16 protein-coding genes are annotated in these 17,270 nt (G+C 36.4%); 4 read left to right on the plus strand and 12 right to left on the minus strand.

Annotated features, from left to right (window positions below; translation table 11 throughout):
- Window positions 1-37: 37 nt before the first annotated feature.
- From AC3IS6_RS08790 to AC3IS6_RS08805, 4 genes are all read right to left on the minus strand, one after another.
- Window positions 38-571, minus strand: a complete 534-nt coding sequence (locus tag AC3IS6_RS08790; RefSeq protein ID WP_489164529.1) for a YceI family protein — start codon at window positions 569-571, stop codon at window positions 38-40.
- A gap of 260 nt (window positions 572-831) precedes the next feature.
- The gene (locus tag AC3IS6_RS08795) at window positions 832-1,062 is read right to left on the minus strand and encodes a (4Fe-4S)-binding protein (RefSeq protein WP_489164530.1); all 231 of its coding nucleotides are present in this window, start codon (window positions 1,060-1,062) and stop codon (window positions 832-834) included.
- 176 nt (window positions 1,063-1,238) lie between these two features.
- On the minus strand, window positions 1,239-1,955 hold the full coding sequence (locus AC3IS6_RS08800) for a pirin family protein (protein WP_489164531.1): 717 nt from the start codon (window positions 1,953-1,955) through the stop codon (window positions 1,239-1,241).
- Window positions 1,956-2,229: 274 nt separating this feature from the next.
- Complete coding sequence (locus AC3IS6_RS08805; protein ID WP_489164532.1) at window positions 2,230-3,711, minus strand: helix-turn-helix domain-containing protein; 1,482 nt, start codon at window positions 3,709-3,711, stop codon at window positions 2,230-2,232.
- 197 nt (window positions 3,712-3,908) lie between these two features.
- Here AC3IS6_RS08805 and aceB point away from each other — a divergent pair, with 197 nt between their 5' ends.
- Both aceB and aceA read left to right on the plus strand, forming a co-directional pair.
- Window positions 3,909-5,510, plus strand: a complete 1,602-nt coding sequence (gene aceB, locus AC3IS6_RS08810) for a malate synthase A (RefSeq protein WP_489164533.1) — start codon at window positions 3,909-3,911, stop codon at window positions 5,508-5,510.
- 122 nt (window positions 5,511-5,632) lie between these two features.
- Window positions 5,633-6,913, plus strand: a complete 1,281-nt coding sequence (aceA, locus tag AC3IS6_RS08815; protein WP_017497777.1) for an isocitrate lyase — start codon at window positions 5,633-5,635, stop codon at window positions 6,911-6,913.
- 108 nt (window positions 6,914-7,021) lie between these two features.
- Here aceA and AC3IS6_RS08820 read toward each other — a convergent pair whose 3' ends face one another.
- The 6 genes from AC3IS6_RS08820 to AC3IS6_RS08845 all read right to left on the minus strand — a co-directional run bounded on the left by AC3IS6_RS08820 (window position 7,022) and on the right by AC3IS6_RS08845 (window position 12,697).
- Window positions 7,022-7,597, minus strand: coding sequence for a Crp/Fnr family transcriptional regulator (locus AC3IS6_RS08820; protein ID WP_489164534.1), 576 nt, complete (start codon window positions 7,595-7,597; stop codon window positions 7,022-7,024).
- On the minus strand, window positions 7,597-7,914 hold the full coding sequence (locus AC3IS6_RS08825; protein WP_173965497.1) for a DUF6370 family protein: 318 nt from the start codon (window positions 7,912-7,914) through the stop codon (window positions 7,597-7,599). The genes AC3IS6_RS08820 and AC3IS6_RS08825 overlap by 1 nt, the downstream gene beginning before the upstream one ends.
- A 2-nt stretch (window positions 7,915-7,916) precedes the next feature.
- Window positions 7,917-9,077: a formate-dependent phosphoribosylglycinamide formyltransferase gene (purT, locus tag AC3IS6_RS08830; protein WP_489164535.1), complete on the minus strand. Its 1,161-nt coding sequence runs from the start codon at window positions 9,075-9,077 to the stop codon at window positions 7,917-7,919.
- A 201-nt stretch (window positions 9,078-9,278) separates the two neighbouring features.
- Entirely contained in the window at window positions 9,279-11,153 is a 1,875-nt protein-coding gene (locus AC3IS6_RS08835) for a peptidase U32 family protein (RefSeq protein ID WP_489164536.1), read from the minus strand.
- Between the two features lie 251 nt (window positions 11,154-11,404).
- Window positions 11,405-11,998, minus strand: coding sequence for a hypothetical protein (locus tag AC3IS6_RS08840; protein WP_489164537.1), 594 nt, complete (start codon window positions 11,996-11,998; stop codon window positions 11,405-11,407).
- Window positions 11,999-12,196: 198 nt separating this feature from the next.
- Window positions 12,197-12,697 carry a nuclear transport factor 2 family protein gene (locus AC3IS6_RS08845; RefSeq protein ID WP_489164538.1) on the minus strand — a complete coding sequence of 167 codons (501 nt, stop codon included), beginning with the start codon at window positions 12,695-12,697 and terminating at the stop codon, window positions 12,197-12,199.
- A 323-nt stretch (window positions 12,698-13,020) separates the two neighbouring features.
- Between AC3IS6_RS08845 and AC3IS6_RS08850 the strand changes: the two genes are divergently transcribed.
- Window positions 13,021-14,079 carry a serine hydrolase domain-containing protein gene (locus AC3IS6_RS08850; protein ID WP_489164539.1) on the plus strand — a complete coding sequence of 353 codons (1,059 nt, stop codon included), beginning with the start codon at window positions 13,021-13,023 and terminating at the stop codon, window positions 14,077-14,079.
- 57 nt (window positions 14,080-14,136) lie between these two features.
- Here the strand turns inward: AC3IS6_RS08850 and AC3IS6_RS08855 are convergent, their stop codons facing one another.
- Together AC3IS6_RS08855 and AC3IS6_RS08860 are read right to left on the minus strand one after the other, a co-directional pair.
- Window positions 14,137-15,327, minus strand: coding sequence for a pyridoxal phosphate-dependent aminotransferase (locus AC3IS6_RS08855; protein ID WP_489164540.1), 1,191 nt, complete (start codon window positions 15,325-15,327; stop codon window positions 14,137-14,139).
- Window positions 15,328-15,396: 69 nt separating this feature from the next.
- A complete protein-coding gene (locus AC3IS6_RS08860; RefSeq protein ID WP_489164541.1) occupies window positions 15,397-16,491 on the minus strand; it encodes a fatty acid desaturase family protein in 1,095 nt (364 codons plus the stop codon).
- 107 nt (window positions 16,492-16,598) lie between these two features.
- Between AC3IS6_RS08860 and rsmG the strand changes: the two genes are divergently transcribed.
- Window positions 16,599-17,228, plus strand: coding sequence for a 16S rRNA (guanine(527)-N(7))-methyltransferase RsmG (gene rsmG, locus AC3IS6_RS08865; RefSeq protein ID WP_173965505.1), 630 nt, complete (start codon window positions 16,599-16,601; stop codon window positions 17,226-17,228).
- Window positions 17,229-17,270: the final 42 nt, after the last annotated feature.

Raw genomic sequence — 17,270 nt, forward strand, 5'->3', positions numbered from 1 at the left:
TTTTACAACCAATCAAATTAAATCTATTTTTGAAGAATTAAGCTTGTTTTGCAAATTGTAATTCAATGTTCAAACGAACTTCTTCGCCTACTAAAACACCTCCTGTTTCAAGAGCTGAGTTCCAGTTTAGTCCCCAATCTTTACGATTGATTTTTCCTTCGATGCTTAATCCTGCTTTTGTGTTTCCCCATGGATCAGTCATAATTCCGCTAAATTCTACCGGAAAAGTTACTGATTTCGAAACACCTTTGATGTTTAAGTCTCCGGTTAATTCATAAGCTCCATCATTGATTTTTTTGAAAGAAGAACCTTTAAATGTCAGTTTTGGATGATTTTCGGCATCAAAGAAATCGCTGCTTCTTAGGTGATTGTCTCTATCTGCATTTGCAGTGTCAACAGAAGTGATGTCTCCTGAAAATTCGATAGCAGCATTCTCGAAGTTGTCTCCGTCTGTATTGATTGTTGCATTGTAAGTTCCGAATTTACCTGAAACATTTGTAAACATCATATGTTTAACTTTAAAACCGATTTCTGAATGTGTTGGGTCAATTGACCATTTTGTAGTTGCCATAATTTTATTTTTTAAATAATTAATTTCATTTTGATAGGACAAAGTTACGGCGGCAGTTAGGGTAAGGGGCTTAACCTAGATTAAGAAATAAAAAATGTGATAACTTTTTGATTATCACATTTTTTTATCGTTCAGATTAAAAATTGGTAGTTCTGTTTTTTATTGCAGATTAAAAGATTTTCATTGACTAGTATATTCAGAATGCATAAAAAAAATCTTTTTAATCTATATAATCTGTGGCAAAAAAATAATGCTAACATTCAACTTTTGCTGTTCATATAAAAAGTCAATGCTCCCGAAGGACATTTTTGAACTGTCTGTATTATTTTTTCAGTGGTAGATTGTTCAGGAAGAATCCATGGTTTCTCTTTTGGATGAAAGACGTCAGGATTGTTTTTTACGCAATTGGCAGAGTGAATGCATTTTCCGGATTCCCAGACAATGGTAACTTCTCCATTAGTGTATTCTTTGATAAGGTTATTTGGATTCATGGTTGAAAATTTTTGCGGTTAATTTTTCTTTTAAATTCAGACCAATTTTTACCTAATAAAATTACTATTTCTTTTTGGCTTTATTAGAGGTTTAAGAAAAAAAAGAAGCGATAACGTGCTGTTGTCCAGTGTTGTTATCGCTTCTTTTGAAAAATGCGTAAGCTGCGTTTTATGAATTAATATTTCATAGGAATTTCCATTAACAGAAATTCGGCGGCAGTATTTGCTTTGATGTTTAAAGCTTCAAAATCAGAGATTCCCATTGCGTCACGAGTGTCTAATTCCTGGCCGTTAATCGTTACATTTCCTTTTAAAATGAAAACATAAACTCCGTTTCCTTCTTTTTTTAATTTGTAGGTTGTAGCAATTCCGGCATCAAAATTTCCCATGTGAAACCAAGCGTCTTGATGGATCCATACTCCTTCATCATCAGGATTTGGAGATAAAACCTGAGACAATTTGTTGTGTCTGTCGGCAACATCCAAAGTAATTTGTTGGTAGCGTGGAGTTACATTTCTTTTGTTTGGAAACAACCAGATTTGCAACAACTTAGTTTGCTGATCGGCATTTGGGTTAAATTCGCTATGTTGAATTCCGGTTCCGGCACTCATGACCTGAATATCACCATTTTTAATGATTTCAGTATTTCCCATGCTGTCTTTGTGTGCTAAATCGCCTTCTAACGGAATTGTTATAATTTCCATATTGTCGTGAGGGTGTGTTCCAAAACCCATTCCGCCTGCAATAGTGTCGTCATTCAGAACGCGAAGTGCGCCAAACTGAATTCTTTCCGGATTGTACCAGCTGGCAAAACTAAAACTGTGATAAGCATTAAGCCATCCGTGATTTGCATTTCCTCTTGTTTCTGCTTTGTGTACTATTATATTTTCCATGATGATAATTGTTTTGTTATTTTTATAGTACAAATTTACGATCAACATGCATGAAAAGCACTTAATGTAGATTAAGAAAAGGTTCTGAGGTTCTGAGTTGCTAAGGTTTTTAGGCGCAAAGGCTCAGAGGTGCAAAGGTTTTTGCGGCGTCTGATATTGGATTGATTTTCGTGTTTATGATCTAAACATTCTAAGAATAGAATAGTCCAATAATCTGAGGATCTAACAATCCAAAGATCTAAGGAGTCTAAAAATCTAAGAAGTCTAAGAGAGTCTAACTGTATTGCGAAATAAACTGTTGCACAACGGCATCTGTGTTTTCGTGGCGTTTCTTCTTTTCAAGTGCAATTGGCGGGGCAGCTCTTTCAAGGCAGTCTTTTGCATCACAGGTTTCGCAGGTGACACCTACAATTCGTTTTACAAGTGGTTTTCCTTCGATGAATTTGAATTTCTTTTTCATGGTTGGATTAATTAAAATACCAACTGAAATACTACGTATGTTGTCTTTGATAAAAGGATCTTTTGTGGCCGACGAAAAAACCAGATATTCATTTCCGCTATGCACGTAACTTGAGATCTGAGCATCAAAAAAGTGTGGTTTGTTTTGTTTGATGGCTTCGTCTATCGTTTTTACAGAAACCCATCTTCTGCAATAATGCTCGTTGGTTTCGTTTGCATGCGGTTCTTGTTGATTGGTAATGTGCAACTCTTTTTTGATCTGATAAAAATCAGAACCAATTTTATGTGACATTCTTAAAAAGAATAAGTTCTTCAGATGAAAGTCTTTAGGAAGCAAATTGGTCAATCTTTGGTAAAAAGATTCCGGCGAAACTTCAAAGCTTTCGATCAGCGTTACAAATTCTTCCGGATTTGGTTTTTCGTTATTTAAAAAGTCATTGATTTTGCCTACGATTAATTGTCTCGGTAATAATAAAGCACCTGCAAAGTAAGAGGCGTAGAAATTATGTAATACCTGGTCGAAGTTTTCAAACTTAATCCAGCTGAATGTCAGTAAACGATCGGATAAATTCAGGTAATTATAAGCAATTTCTTTGGCTAAAATGAAAGCTTTCTGCGGATCGTCAATCTCTGTTGAAAGTAACAGGGTTTTACTTTTTGGGACGTATATGGAACGTAGGTCTTCTAAAGCTTCCTGATCGGTAAAGGCAATTTCTTTTATAGTATAATCAAATTCCTCTTTAAGAATCGCTTCCAGTTCTTTAATCGTAATCTTGGAATCTAAATTAATCTGAAAGGATTTAGAAAAAGCAATTACTTTATCTTCTAAGTCTTCAAAATAATTACTGTGTGCTTCCTGATAGGAACGTAAAGCGGCTAAGAAAAAACTCTCCCGGCTCAGATTGTAATGCTGTGCAATTTCGATAATGGTACTAATAAACGCATTGACCTTGGCGGGGGCATTGGCGATAATATCAATTAAATCTGCTTCCTGAATACCAAAAAGTTCGAGGGGAATTTCTTTTAAAATACCCGACTTTAAGATTTCTCCAATCGGGGCAAGGTTATTATCGAGTTTTAGCGAAACCATTTGGTCGTAAGCAACGTCCAGATGCTCGCATAAAAGTAAAATTTTATCTGTTTTAGGATATTTTTTTCCTTTCTCAATCTCGTTTAAATACGATTTTGAAAGATTGGTCAATTTGGCCAGACCAAAAAGAGAAAGGTTTTTCTGAGTGCGGACCTGTTTGAGTTTTAGCCCAAAAATCAGCTTTATATAGTCTTTTTCGATATCCATAATATCAAATGTAAGTAATCTAAAAATAATCGCCAAAAAAATATTTTTTAAATTTAGCGAACGTTCGCTTGTTTTGTAAAAAACTTTTTTCTAATATTGTGGTGTAGAAAATATTAACCGTCAGATTGTTATGGTAAATGCTGTTTTGTAATAACAGAAGACGATCAACAATTGATGACTAATTAAAAGCAGTAGCTATGAAAAACCAATTAGAGATTACCGAAACGGCAATGGAGTTTTTGGCCGAAAAGAAGCTTTCTTATCCAAAGATTTGGACAGAAGAAGCGATTGTTTTTATAACCGATTTACATCGAAAATTCGAATCGCAACGAAAATTATTGTTGTTGCAGCGCGAACAAAAACAAGCAGCTTTTGATCAGGGAGTCATGCCATCTTTTCCTTCAGAAACCAAAACCGTCAGAGAAAGTAATTGGGTGGCAGGAGAAATTCCGAAAGACTTATTGGATCGTAGGGTTGAGATCACAGGGCCGGTTGATCGTAAAATGATTATCAACGCTTTGAATTCCGGAGCCAAAACTTTTATGGCAGATTTTGAAGATAGTACCTCTCCGACCTGGCAAAATTTAATGGACGGACAAGTGAATTTGATCGATGCTGTCAATAAAACGATTTCTTTTACCGATTTGGTTAAGCACAAATCATATCACTTAAATGAAAAGATTGCGACATTGATAGTGCGCCCTCGTGGATTGCATTTGCCGGAAAAACACCTTTCGATTGATGGAAATGCGGTTTCGGGTTCATTGGTAGATTTTGGGCTGTATGTTTTTCATAATCACAAAAGGCTTTTAGAAAATAACTCAGGACCTTATTTCTATATTCCAAAATTAGAGCATTATCTGGAAGCACGCTGGTGGAATACGGTAATTGATTTTACCGAAGATTATTTGAAGTTAGAAAGAGGAACAATAAAAGTGACGGTTTTAATTGAAACCATTACAGCAAGTTTTCAGCTGGATGAGATCATTTATGAATTGAAAGAACATATTGTCGGGTTGAATTGTGGCCGTTGGGATTATATATTCTCTTACATTAAAAAATTCCGCAAACATCCTAAGTTCATTGTTCCGGATCGCGATCAGGTAAATATGACTTCACCTTTTATGAATGCCTATTCGAATTTGGTAATTCAAAGATGCCACAAACGCGGTATTCATGCAATTGGAGGAATGGCTGCTCAAATTCCGATTAAGAATAATGAGGAAGCGAATGTCGTTGCTTTTGCAAAGGTAAAAACCGACAAGGAACGTGAAGTAAAAAATGGTCATGACGGAACCTGGGTAGCACATCCGGATTTGGTTTCGCTTGCTAAAAATGTTTTTGATGCCGGAATGCCAACGCCAAATCAAATTCATGTTAAAAGAGAATATCGTAAAATAACAGAGGGAGATTTGATAGAACCGCCAATAGGGATTATAACGGAAAACGGTGTTCGAAAAAATATTAATGTTGGAGTGTTGTATCTGGCTTCATGGCTGAACGGACAAGGTGCCGCAGCTTTGCATAATCTGATGGAAGATGCTGCTACAGCCGAAATTTCGAGATCACAATTGTGGCAATGGCTTCAGAATAAAGTGGTTTTGGATAATGGGCGAAAATTAGATTTGGCGTATTATCACGAATTGGCTTTAGAAGAATTTCAAAAAATTAAAAATGAATTAGGAGAAGAAAAACATGAAAAACAACAATTTCCATTAGCAGAAAAAGTATTGGAAAGACTGGTTGTGAATCCCGATTTTGTTGACTTTTTGACGATTCCTTGCTACAAATATTTATGAAAAACGTTGCGCTGATAATTAACAGTCTGCGTAAAAAAAATAAACTTTTTATGAGTCTCAGTTAAAACTGAAAACTGCGACTGAAAACTATTTACTTACTAACCAACTTAACTATATTACTTATGAAAACAACAGAAGACAGAATTCAGGAATTGATTAACGATTGGATCACTAACCCAAGATGGAAAGGTGTTGAACGTCCGTATACCGCTACTGAGGTGGTTACGCTTCAAGGTTCTTATCATATTGAGCATTCTATTGCTAAAATGGGGGCTGAGAAATTATGGAGAAAGTTAAAAAGTCAGGATTATGTTGCTGGTTTGGGTGCTTTAACAGGAAATCAGGCGATTCAGGAAGTCGATGCTGGTTTAGAAGCGATTTATTTGAGTGGCTGGCAGGTAGCGGCCGATGCAAATTTGGCAGGAGAAATGTATCCTGACCAATCGCTTTACCCGGTGAATAGTGTACCGATGGTAGTTAAAAAAATTAATAGTGCCTTGTTGAGAGCTGATCAGATTCAGGTCGTAAATCAGGTTGAAGATAAAAAAGATTATTTGGTTCCGATTGTAGCCGATGCAGAAGCTGGTTTTGGCGGAAATTTAAATGCATTCGAATTGATGAAATCGATGATTGAGGCAGGTGCTTCAGGTGTTCATTTTGAAGATCAATTGAGCTCTGCTAAAAAATGCGGACATTTAGGTGGAAAAGTTTTGGTACCTACTCAGGAAGCGATCAACAAACTGATTGCTGCTCGTTTGGCTGCTGATGTTATGGGAGTTTCGACATTAATTGTAGCCAGAACAGATGCTGATGCAGCTAATTTGCTAACCAGTGATGCCGATCCGAGAGATGCAAAATTTATTACAGGCGAAAAGACCAATGAAGGCTTTTTCTATGTAAACAGCGGAATCGATCAGGGGATTGCGAGAGGATTAAGCTATGCGCCTTATGCTGATTTGATCTGGATGGAAACCAGTAATCCTGATTTGGTTTATGCTAAGAAGTTTGCCGATGCAATGAAAAAAGAGTTTCCGGGTAAAATGCTGGCATATAATTGTTCTCCGTCTTTCAATTGGGCGGCAAAATTATCAGTAGCAGAGATGGAAACTTTCAGAGAGGATCTGGCGGCAATGGGGTATAAATTTCAGTTTATTACTCTGGCAGGATTCCATGCTTTGAATACCAGTATGTTCGAATTGTCTAAAGCGTATAAAGAGCGTGGAATGGCAGGATATTCTGAATTACAGGAAAGAGAATTTGCTTTGCAGCAAAACGGATTCAGAGCTGTAAAACATCAGGCTTTTGTAGGTACTTCTTATTTCGATGCGGTTCAAAATACGGTAACGATAGGAAGGTCTTCAACTACAGCAATGAAACATTCAACAGAGGTTGAGCAATTTTAATTCTTTGTTTTTACCATTAAGATATTAAGAAAGTTAAGCTTTATATTCTTAAAAAATAAGAAAGATTAGGTCTGGCTTAATATATCTTAATATCTTAATGGTTTAATTTTACTTTTTTAAAAGCCTGGCTTTCATTTTGCTGAAAAATTCAGGTGTGACACCAATAAAAGAAGCGATTTGTTTTTGAGGAACTTTATAGACTAGTGTGCCATATTTAGCACAAAATTTCTCAAAGCGTTCTTCTGCTGTCAAACTTAAGTTATCCATTAAGCGTTGTTGATTGGCAACCAGAGAGTTTTCGATTAGAATTCTGAAAAAACGTTCGAGCTTTGGGATGTCAAGATACAATTGTTCCTGATTTTCTTTGGACAGTGAAACGACTTCTGCGTCTTCTAAAACTTCTATAAAGAGTTGTCCGGATTTCTGTGAAAAATAGCTGTACATATCGCTCATCCACCAACCTTCGCACGAAAAAGCCAGAACATGTTCGACAATGTTATCGTTGATATTGAAGCTTCTTAGAATTCCTGAATTTACGAAATACGAATGTTTACAAACTTCGCCGGCACTCAGTAAAATTGTTTTGGACTTATAAGAATGGATCTCTGTTTTAGATAAAAAATGGGCTTGCTCTTCAGGAGTTAGTGAAACATGTTTGGCTATATTTTCAAGAATTAACGCCATTATTTTTCTTTTATCAAGGTGAAAGAGTTTGCTTTAAAACGGTTGTTTTCTACTTTTCCGGTTACCTTGGCTTTACGGACAGCGTTACAAAAACCATCTTTAGCGTGTGCATCACCATGTTCGTCAATTGTTGTTCCGTCTACAAAATACGTTTTCCCGTCAATGCGAACGGCTAAATCACAACTTTTGCCTTCCATTCCAAATTGGCATTCGCCACAGGCTGTTTCGACAATTAGAGGTTTTTCATCTGTTTTTTTATCCTGAGCCTGAGCTGTGATTCCTATAAACAGGAAGAGTGCAAATAATGCGTTTTTCATTTTTAAGAGTTTACGGTTATTAGTTTTGAAGTTGTTTTGGCGCGTTCTGTAATTTGGTCAATTGGTGTTGCAAGAGTATCATAGCTTAAAACAACGCCCATTCGGCGGTAAGGTCTTGAAGTAGGTTTTCCAAAAATCCTGAAATCAGTTTTGGGCAAAGCAGCTACTTTTTCAATTCCGGTAAAAGTTGGATTTGCAGAATCTTGTGAAGCTAAAATAACAGCACTTGCACCGGATTTTTCAAGAGTGATCTCGAAGATAGGCAGGCTTAGAATGGCTCTCAAATGCAATTCGAATTCGTTGAAATTTTGTGTTCCTACTAAAGTTACCATTCCGGTATCGTGTGGGCGAGGGGAGAGTTCAGAGAAGTAAACACCATCGCTGGTTAAGAAAAATTCGACACCAAAAAGTCCTGCGCCTCCCAGTGCTTCAGTAATTTTTTCGGCCATGTCCTGCGCTTCATACAAATCGGCTTCAGAAACTTTTGCGGGCTGCCAGCTTTCCTGGTAATCACCACGTTCCTGACGGTGTCCGATTGGTGCGCAAAATAAGGTTGGATTGTTATTTTGAGTAATCGTTAAAAGAGTAATCTCTGAGTGAAAATCAACAAATGCTTCTACAATAACTTCAATGACATCGCCACGTGAACCTGCAACGGCATATTGCCAGGCTTTTTCAATATCGCCTTCCGTTTTGATAGTAGATTGTCCTTTTCCGGAAGAAGACATTAAAGGTTTTACTACGCAGGGAATTCCAACTTCCTGAACGGCTTTCTGAAGTTCTTCTGCTGAAGTGGCATATTGATATTTAGCAGTTTTTAATCCCAGTTCTTTTGAAGCGAGATCGCGAATCGCTTTTCGATTCATGGTAAAGTTGGCTGCTTTCGCAGATGGAACAACAGTAATGCCTTGTTTTTCGTAATCGTAAAAACGTTCTGTTCGGATAGCTTCTATTTCGGGAACGATAAAGTCGGGCTGGTGTTTGGCTACGATTCGGTCCAGTGCTTCGCCGTCGAGCATGTTGATGACTTCAAAGCTGTGTGCTACCTGCATGGCCGGAGCATTTTCGTAATTATCTACAGCAATTACGGTTTGTCCGATTCGTTGTGCGGCAATGACAAATTCTTTGCCTAATTCACCCGAACCAAGGAGTAGTATTTTCATTTTGGATTAATTGTGTTGTTGGAGAAGTAAAAGTAGCGAAAAAAGAGTTGAACCGCAAAGTATTGTATGTCTATGCAATTTATATTAACCGCAAAGAACGCAAAGCTTTTGATGTTCAGTTAAAAGAAAAGGTTCGCAAAGATTTAAAAAAATCTTTGCAAACCTTGCGTTGTCCTTTGCGAACTTTGCGGTTAGATATTATTAATGAAAATGATCTTCTTCTATTTCGAATTCTGCATCTTTTTCCCAGATTTCCATTTCACAAGGTTTACAATTGAATTTTAGTTTGTACTCTAATTCACCCTGCTTTAATACTAATGGTTCTTTTACCTTAACACCAACTATATCTTTTTGGTGTATCGGACATTTTTTTAATTCGTATTTGATGCAATATTTGGTCGTCATCACACGCGATTTTCCTGGATCCCACTGTAGTTCAAATGCTTTTTCGATTTCGGTAACGCCATGACGTTCGTAGAATTTACGGGCCGTTTTGTTGGAAACATTGTACATGAAATCCAATTTAGTTTCCGGATAAGGATGTGATGTTTTAACTAACTGGTGCTCTTCACGTTTGTAATTTGCCAGACGAATTACTGTTAGCTGATCGTAAACGGTTCTTCGCATTTCGTTGATTTTTGAAATAGGAAGGAACCAGTTTTGAGAAAACATTACATTAATTTCATCAGCGGTATAAGGTGTAAACCCTGTTTTTGCCAATTGTGTTTTGATGTTTTCTTCGATTGATTCGCCAGTTTTAGTTTGTTCTTTTGCGTGCTCAAGGGTAACGATACTAATATTTCCGTCTTCATCGGTTGCGATTAATTCGAAGCCTGTTTCAGTTTCGGTAAGCAATAAAGTTGTACTTAGCTTTCGAATAGCACTGTCTTCTCTCTCTACAACTTTAATGAAAGCAGCGTCGTTGTTACGGTAAATAAAAGTTCCGTCTTTTACTTCTTTTAAAACGTTTGGATAAATTTTTCCGTTTTCGGCTTTGTTTACATAGATTCCGTCAGCTTCATTGTTTTCGTTGATAAAACAAAGTCCGTCACCATTATTCAGTAGTTCACCGTTTTCGATTTCGTATGCGTTTCCAACAGTTCGGATTAATTTTCCAATATATTGACCTTTTGATTTTGGGCTTTCCCAAGAACCAATAGAGCTGTGTCTTTCGTTTACGAAATAATCCGTATAACCACGGTTGAAAGTTCTGTTTAAAGAAGAATCAAAGGTATAGGTGCATTTTCCGGAAGAAGCTTTGGTATATTTATCACTTCCCGCGCCTTCTAAAAAGCTGTCTAATTTTTGGCGTAAATAAGAAACGTTGTTTTTTACGTAAACGACATCCTTAAGTCTTCCTTCAATTTTGAAAGAAACGATTCCTGCTTCAATTAAGTTTGGAATCTGATCTGAGATGTCTAAATCTTTTATAGAAAGTAAGTGACTGTTTTTGATTAAAGTTTCTCCGTTTCCGTCTATTAAGTTATATGGTAAACGACAGTTTTGTGCGCAAGAACCACGATTGGCACTTCGTTCTCCGTTGGCCACACTCATATAGCAGTTTCCACTGAAAGAAACGCATAGAGCTCCGGTTACAAAAAATTCTAGTTCAACATCGGCTTCGTCGTAAATGGTTTTAATTTGATGCAAGTTCAATTCGCGGGCTAAAACCACACGTTTAATTCCGGCATCTTTAAGGAATTTTATCTTATCGGCATCACGGTTATTGGCTTGTGTACTGGCATGAAGTACAATAGGAGGTAAGTCCATTTCCATAATCGCCATGTCCTGAATAATTAGGGCGTCAACACCAATGTCGTACAATTCCCAAATCATTTTGCGACAGGTTTCCAGTTCGTTATCGTACAAAATGGTATTCATAACCACAAAGACCTGTGCATTAAAAAGGTGTGCATATTGTACCAATGCAGCTACATCTTCAATAGAATTGTTGGCATTCGAGCGTGCTCCAAATTGCGGTGCACCAATATAAACAGCATCGGCACCACTATTAATGGCTGCCATTCCTCCAATTAAATCCCTGGCAGGAGCTAATATTTCAATCTTCTTCTTCATTTTAAGTACTTTAGGATTTTGTGGTGTTCACGGAAAAAAGTTTGCAAAGTTCTTATAAATATTTCGAGTTTGCTAATGCTGAGGTGATTTTTTTAGAATTGTTAACTTATATGGAATGATGATGATTAAGATTGCTGTTTCTATTTGTTATCAGCGGATTTTAATCTGTTCATTACTTGTTAGGGACTAAAAAAGTTTACTGGGTGGTTTTTTATTAAGTTATCTTTTGAACGGAGATACTTTTTGATTTATTAATCTAGAGGGAAAGTATATCCTAAGCCTAATATAGCAGACGATTGCTTAGCTGCTGGGTGAAAGTATCCCGAAATTGCAATTTCAAAATTATTTTTTCGGCCAATGGCTAATCCAAGACTAAAGGGAATATGTAATAACATGTCGCTTTTGTTGAAATTAACCCCTGGTGTAAAGGTTTCAAATTTACCTATTGAAGTACCAATTCCTCCTTCAATAAAAGGGGCTACCCAAGGAATTGGTGCACACAGACGTACTTTTGTTCCGAGTAAAAAAGCATTGGTTGTTACTTTGTATTGCGGTTGATTTTGTAAATTCTGATTTTTATCAACTGATGTAAATATAGCTCCTGCGTATGGACGTATACTAAACCATGATTTTACTCCAATGATATATTCCCCCTGTACATAAAAACCTCCTCCCATAACATCGACTTCCTCTTGATTACCATAATTTTCAATATAATAAGAGCTGCTTGAGGCAAAGCCTATAGAACCTTTAATGGAATTGCCTGTTGCTTGGGATTTTGCCTCATTGTTAAAAAATAAACTAAGGATTGTAATTAAGAAAGAATTGCGTAATGTTAGATTCATAAAATATTTTTTGGTTGGCGCGAAAGTAAAAAAATATTTTTAAATTCTGATAAACGAAAAACGGCTTGGTTTACTAACTAAGTGGTTTTCTTTCTCGAAAAGGAAGTTTCAAATATTAAGATAATTTTTTTGCTTTAATTGTAGTCAAAGTACTTTTGATACTAGTTAATTATAAGTACTTAATTAGTTTTATCTTTTTTAATGCCCATAACTAATGACCCGGGTAATTTTCCAGCCTGTAGGTGTGTTTTTCCAGATATGAGTAAATTTATAGGTGCCGCAGTTGATGAGTTCTCCATTTTCAAGTCGGCAGAATTTATGCAATCCGGTTTGTATGGCTCCATAATCTTTAATAGGGTAAACTTCAATGCTTCCTTCTACCAGAACTCTTCTTGTATATCCATAATTGGTAAAAATTCGCTGGAAGTTTTCCATTGTTTTTGTATAGTCGTCTAACCCTCCTGTATCATGAAAGAATTCAAGGTCTTCTGCGAATAAAGTTTTTATTTTTTCTAAATCACCTTTATTAGCTGCGTCAAAAACGACTCCGTCCATTTTTACAATGGTATCAAATAGTTCTTTAGATACCGGTGTATAGGGTTTTGATTCGGTTATGGTTATTTTTTTGGTTACGGTACAGGATGTTACGAACATTCCTATTGTGAGCATTAATATGATTGTAGGAATTATATTTTTCATGTTTTTTGTTTTTAAGGAGAACGTCTTAAAAGGCAGATCCAATATTTTTTTTAATTGATTTGTTAAAAATACTAATAAAATGATTTAAAAAAGACGGAGTTGTTAGGGGGGATAAAATCTAATTTGTTCTGCTACAGCCATTTTTTTGGGCTAGGGATAGGAGCGACATCCTTTTGCTTTTTTCTTTAAAAAGCAAAAGATACAGCGGATAGCCCGGTTCGCCGCGGCGAAATCCCCCTATAAATTCTAATAATATACTTTCTGTAACCTTTAGCTGATAGAAGCCGTCAAAGCTTTTATCAATCAGACTAAATAATCACAAAATGAAAATCTTCTTAAAATCGTTTATTGTTCTATTTCTAATGGGCTGTTCGGGACTGTCGGCTCAGAGTTTGGAAACCAAAATGGACCAATTAATTACCTCAAAGTTTAAACCTGAAAATCCCGGAGCTGTTTTTCTGGCGGTTAAGAAGGGAGAAGTAGTGTATCGAAAAGCTTTTGGAATGGCCAATTTAGAAATGGACATTAAAATGCAGCCCGAATTTGTTTTTGAAATCGGGTCGATGACGAAGCAATTCACGGCTGTTGCTGTTTTGATGCTGGCAGAACAGGGGAAGCTAAAACTTGATGACGAAATCACGAAGTTTATTCCCGATTATCCAACCAATGGAAATAAGATTACCCTGCATCATTTGCTAACACATACTTCCGGAATTAAAGATTTTACGAGTATGAAGGCTATAAAAGATATTGCCAGAAGGGACTTGTCTCCAAAAGAACTGGTCGATTTTTTTAAGAATGAACCCATCGATTTTAAGCCGGGTGAAAAATATAAATATTGTAATTCGGGATATGTGATTTTGGGCTATATCATTGAAATGGTTTCCGGACAGACTTATGAAGCCTTTATAACACAGCATATTTTTAAGAAAATCGGAATGGAAAATACGTATTATGCGAGTCATGATAAAATCATTAAAAACAGAGTTTCCGGTTATCGTGACCGTGAGGGGTATGTGAATACAAACTATATCAGCTTCTCTATTCCGTATGCTTCGGGTTCGATACTATCAAATGTTGATGATCTGCTGAAATGGCAATATGCAATAAATACAAATACATTATTAAATCCTGCATCTACAGAAAAAGCATTTGTAAATTACACGTTAAACAATGGGACAAATATTGATTATGGATACGGCTGGCATTTAGAAAAAGTAAAAGATAAAATTGTTCGCGAGCATGGGGGAAGTATTTTTGGCTTTAAATCGATGGGTGTTTATGAGCCGACCGAACAAATTTATGTAGTTGGTTTGAGTAATTGCGATTGTAATTCACCAACGTCTATTACAAGAGAGATTGCTTCGCTTTTAATTGACTAAATAAAAAAGGGCATTTTCATTCGAAAATGCCCTTTTAGTTATTGTTATTTTATGGTATTATGCAGTCAAAGCTTCTTTGATTCTGCGTAATGCCTCTTTTAAGATATCGTCGCTTGTAGCATATGAGAAACGGATACAATTTGGGTTTCCAAAAGCATCACCGGTTACAGTTGCTACGTTGGCCTCTCCTAAAAGATACATCGAAAGATCATTTGCATCTTTAATTTCAGTTCCTCTTAATGTTTTTCCGAAGAAAGAAGAAACGTCAGGGAAAACATAAAAAGCTCCTTCCGGAACGTTGATTTTTACACCTGGAATTTCTTTTAACAATCCCACTACTAAATCTCTGCGGGTATGGAAAGCTTTAACCATGTGGTTTAATACACTTGGATCAGCTTCTACTGCTGTAATCGTCGCGCGCTGTGCTACCGAATTTGCTCCGGAAGTTACTTGTCCCTGAATTTTTACACACGCTTTTGCGATGAATTCAGGAGCTCCGATATAACCAATTCTGTATCCTGTCATGGCGAATGCTTTTGCAACTCCGTTTACAGTGATTGTTTTTTCTAACATTCCCGGGATTGACCCGATGCTGCAGAAAGTTCCTGAGAAATTGATGTGCTCATAAATTTCGTCAGCAACTACATATATATTTGGGTGTTTTTCCAATACTTTTGCAAGAGCTGTTAACTCTTCACGGCTGTATACAGATCCAGATGGATTACAAGGCGAACTGAACCACATCATTTTTGTTTTTGGTGTGATAGCAGCTTCTAATTGTGCCGGTGTAATTTTGAAATCGGTATCTACAGAAGTAGGAACTTCAACAGGAATTCCGCCGGAAAGTTTTACGATTTCGAAGTAAGAAACCCAGTATGGTGCCGGTAAAATAACCTCGTCACCATCGTTTAACATTACTTGTGCAATATTGTATAAAGATTGTTTTGCTCCTGTAGAGACCACGATTTGAGATGGTTTGTACTCTAATCCGTTGTCTCTTTTGAATTTCTTGCAGATTGCTTCTCTCAATTCTAAATAACCCTCTACCGGAGAATAGGTACTATAGTTTTCGTCTACTGCTTTTTTAACGGCTTCTTTAATAAAGTCTGGTGTATTAAAGTCCGGTTCACCTAAACTTAAACTGATAATGTCTTTTCCCTGTGCTTTTAATTCACGTGCTAAAGCAGCCATTGCTAAGGTTTGTGATGTCGCTAAGTTGTTGATTCTGTCTGAAAGAATATGATTCATTATGAAATTTTTGAATGTCCTTAATTTCAACTTTAATTAAGGATGGTTAATGATTAATAGTTTCTTATTTTATGCTAGACTTGGTTTCATACCAAGATCTTTTAGATGTTTGTAATGCGCTAGTACAGCTCCTCTCATAGTTTTGAATTCATGATAAGGCAAATTGCATTCGATGGCAGTTTGTTTTACAATTTCAGCAATTTTTCCGTAGTGGATGTGGCTGATGTTTGGAAAAATGTGGTGCTCTATCTGATGGTTTAATCCTCCAGTGAACCAGTTAATCACTTTGTTTTTTGGAGCGAAATTAGCAGTGGTGTACAATTGGTGAATTGCCCAGGTGTTTTCCATTTCCCCTTCTTCATTCGGGACCGGGTTTGAAGTTTCTTCAACTACGTGTGCCAACTGAAAAACGATACTTAAAATTAGTCCGGCTGTATAATGCATCACGAAAAATCCGATCACTACTTTCCACCATATTACTCCTAAAATCATTGGTAGAGCCATCCAGATTAAAACATAGATGATTTTTGTGATTACCAGAACAGTCCACAATTTGGTTGGACTTTGTGGTGCTCCGTAGGATAATTTTCTTTTCAGGTAATTTTTCATTTGCTTGAAATCGGTAGTAAGTGCCCAGTTAAAAGTCAAAAGTCCGTATAAGAAAAAAGAATAGTAATGTTGAAATTTATGAAAACGGTGCCATTCTGCGTTTTGTGTGAAGCGGATAATTCTTCCCGCATCAAGATCTTCATCATGACCGTGAATATTTGTATAAGTATGGTGCAATACGTTATGTTGTACCTGCCAGTTGTGAACGTTTCCGGCTAATACGTAAATACTTCCTCCCATGATTTTGTTGATCCATGATTTAGAAGAGTAGGAGCCGTGATTTCCGTCGTGCATAACATTCATACCAATTCCGGCCATTCCAACTCCCATCAGAATATTTAGCAGTAATTGTGCCCAGAAAGGCATGTTAAGCGTTAGGATTAAAAAGTACGGGGTTAGAAAAACGGCAAAAAGAATAATGGCTTTTAAATGCAGCTTCCAGTTTCCTGTTTTCTGAATATTGTTCTCTTTGAAGTAATTGTTTACTCGTGAGTTAAGTGTTCTGAAGAACTTCAGAGTGTCTTGCTTAGCAAATGTAGGCGCAGTGTTATTCATAATTATTTTAAATAGGTTTCAAAGGTAATTATTATAAATTTTCAATTTGCAAAATTGAGTTAAATATTTCAATCGTAAAGTAGTACTTTTGTTAAAAAATTAGAGCAATGGATGAGATATTGAAATATTTTCCGGATTTGACCGATCTTCAAATCGAACAATTTCAAAAATTAGACTTTTTATACCACGACTGGAATGAAAAAATCAATGTTATTTCAAGAAAAGATATTGATGCCTTATATACAAAACACATTTTGCATTCGCTTGGAATTGCAAAAATCATGAAGTTTGAACCGGGAGCTACTGTCCTGGATGTTGGTACCGGAGGCGGATTTCCTGGGATCCCATTGGCGATTCTTTTTCCTGAAACGCGTTTTTATCTGATCGATGTTATAGCAAAAAAAATTAAGGTGGTTCAAGGGGTTGTGGATGCATTAGAGTTAAAAAATGTAAAGGCAGAACAAAAACGTGCTGAGCTGGTAAAGGGCGATTTTGATTTTATTGTAAGCCGTGCCGTAACTAATATGCCTGATTTTGTTTCATGGATAAAAGACAAAATAAAAAAACAGCATAAGCATACTTTAAAAAATGGAATTCTGTATTTAAAAGGGGGAGACTTAACAGAAGAATTGTCCGCTTTCCCTAAAGCCACATTATACGATTTGTCAACTATTTTTGAAGACGAATTTTTCGAAACCAAAAAAGTAGTACACCTGCCTTTGAAGTTTACCGTTTAAATTCAGAGTAAAAACTTACCCCGAAAAGAATTTCTTTTCGGG

The organism is Flavobacterium sp. KH_035, assembly GCF_057839565.1.

What these genes read in the sequence shown, in the direction of transcription:
- AC3IS6_RS08790 (WP_489164529.1), bottom strand. Translation starts at nt 571, where the DNA reads ATGGCAACTACAAAATGGTCAATTGACCCAACACATTCAGAAATCGGT.
- AC3IS6_RS08795 (WP_489164530.1), bottom strand. Translation starts at nt 1,062, where the DNA reads ATGAATCCAAATAACCTTATCAAAGAATACACTAATGGAGAAGTTACC.
- AC3IS6_RS08800 (WP_489164531.1), bottom strand. Translation starts at nt 1,955, where the DNA reads ATGGAAAATATAATAGTACACAAAGCAGAAACAAGAGGAAATGCAAAT.
- AC3IS6_RS08805 (WP_489164532.1), bottom strand. Translation starts at nt 3,711, where the DNA reads ATGGATATCGAAAAAGACTATATAAAGCTGATTTTTGGGCTAAAACTC.
- aceB (WP_489164533.1), top strand. Translation starts at nt 3,909, where the DNA reads ATGAAAAACCAATTAGAGATTACCGAAACGGCAATGGAGTTTTTGGCC.
- aceA (WP_017497777.1), top strand. Translation starts at nt 5,633, where the DNA reads ATGAAAACAACAGAAGACAGAATTCAGGAATTGATTAACGATTGGATC.
- AC3IS6_RS08820 (WP_489164534.1), bottom strand. Translation starts at nt 7,597, where the DNA reads ATGGCGTTAATTCTTGAAAATATAGCCAAACATGTTTCACTAACTCCT.
- AC3IS6_RS08825 (WP_173965497.1), bottom strand. Translation starts at nt 7,914, where the DNA reads ATGAAAAACGCATTATTTGCACTCTTCCTGTTTATAGGAATCACAGCT.
- purT (WP_489164535.1), bottom strand. Translation starts at nt 9,077, where the DNA reads ATGAAAATACTACTCCTTGGTTCGGGTGAATTAGGCAAAGAATTTGTC.
- AC3IS6_RS08835 (WP_489164536.1), bottom strand. Translation starts at nt 11,153, where the DNA reads ATGAAGAAGAAGATTGAAATATTAGCTCCTGCCAGGGATTTAATTGGA.
- AC3IS6_RS08840 (WP_489164537.1), bottom strand. Translation starts at nt 11,998, where the DNA reads ATGAATCTAACATTACGCAATTCTTTCTTAATTACAATCCTTAGTTTA.
- AC3IS6_RS08845 (WP_489164538.1), bottom strand. Translation starts at nt 12,697, where the DNA reads ATGAAAAATATAATTCCTACAATCATATTAATGCTCACAATAGGAATG.
- AC3IS6_RS08850 (WP_489164539.1), top strand. Translation starts at nt 13,021, where the DNA reads ATGAAAATCTTCTTAAAATCGTTTATTGTTCTATTTCTAATGGGCTGT.
- AC3IS6_RS08855 (WP_489164540.1), bottom strand. Translation starts at nt 15,327, where the DNA reads ATGAATCATATTCTTTCAGACAGAATCAACAACTTAGCGACATCACAA.
- AC3IS6_RS08860 (WP_489164541.1), bottom strand. Translation starts at nt 16,491, where the DNA reads ATGAATAACACTGCGCCTACATTTGCTAAGCAAGACACTCTGAAGTTC.
- rsmG (WP_173965505.1), top strand. Translation starts at nt 16,599, where the DNA reads ATGGATGAGATATTGAAATATTTTCCGGATTTGACCGATCTTCAAATC.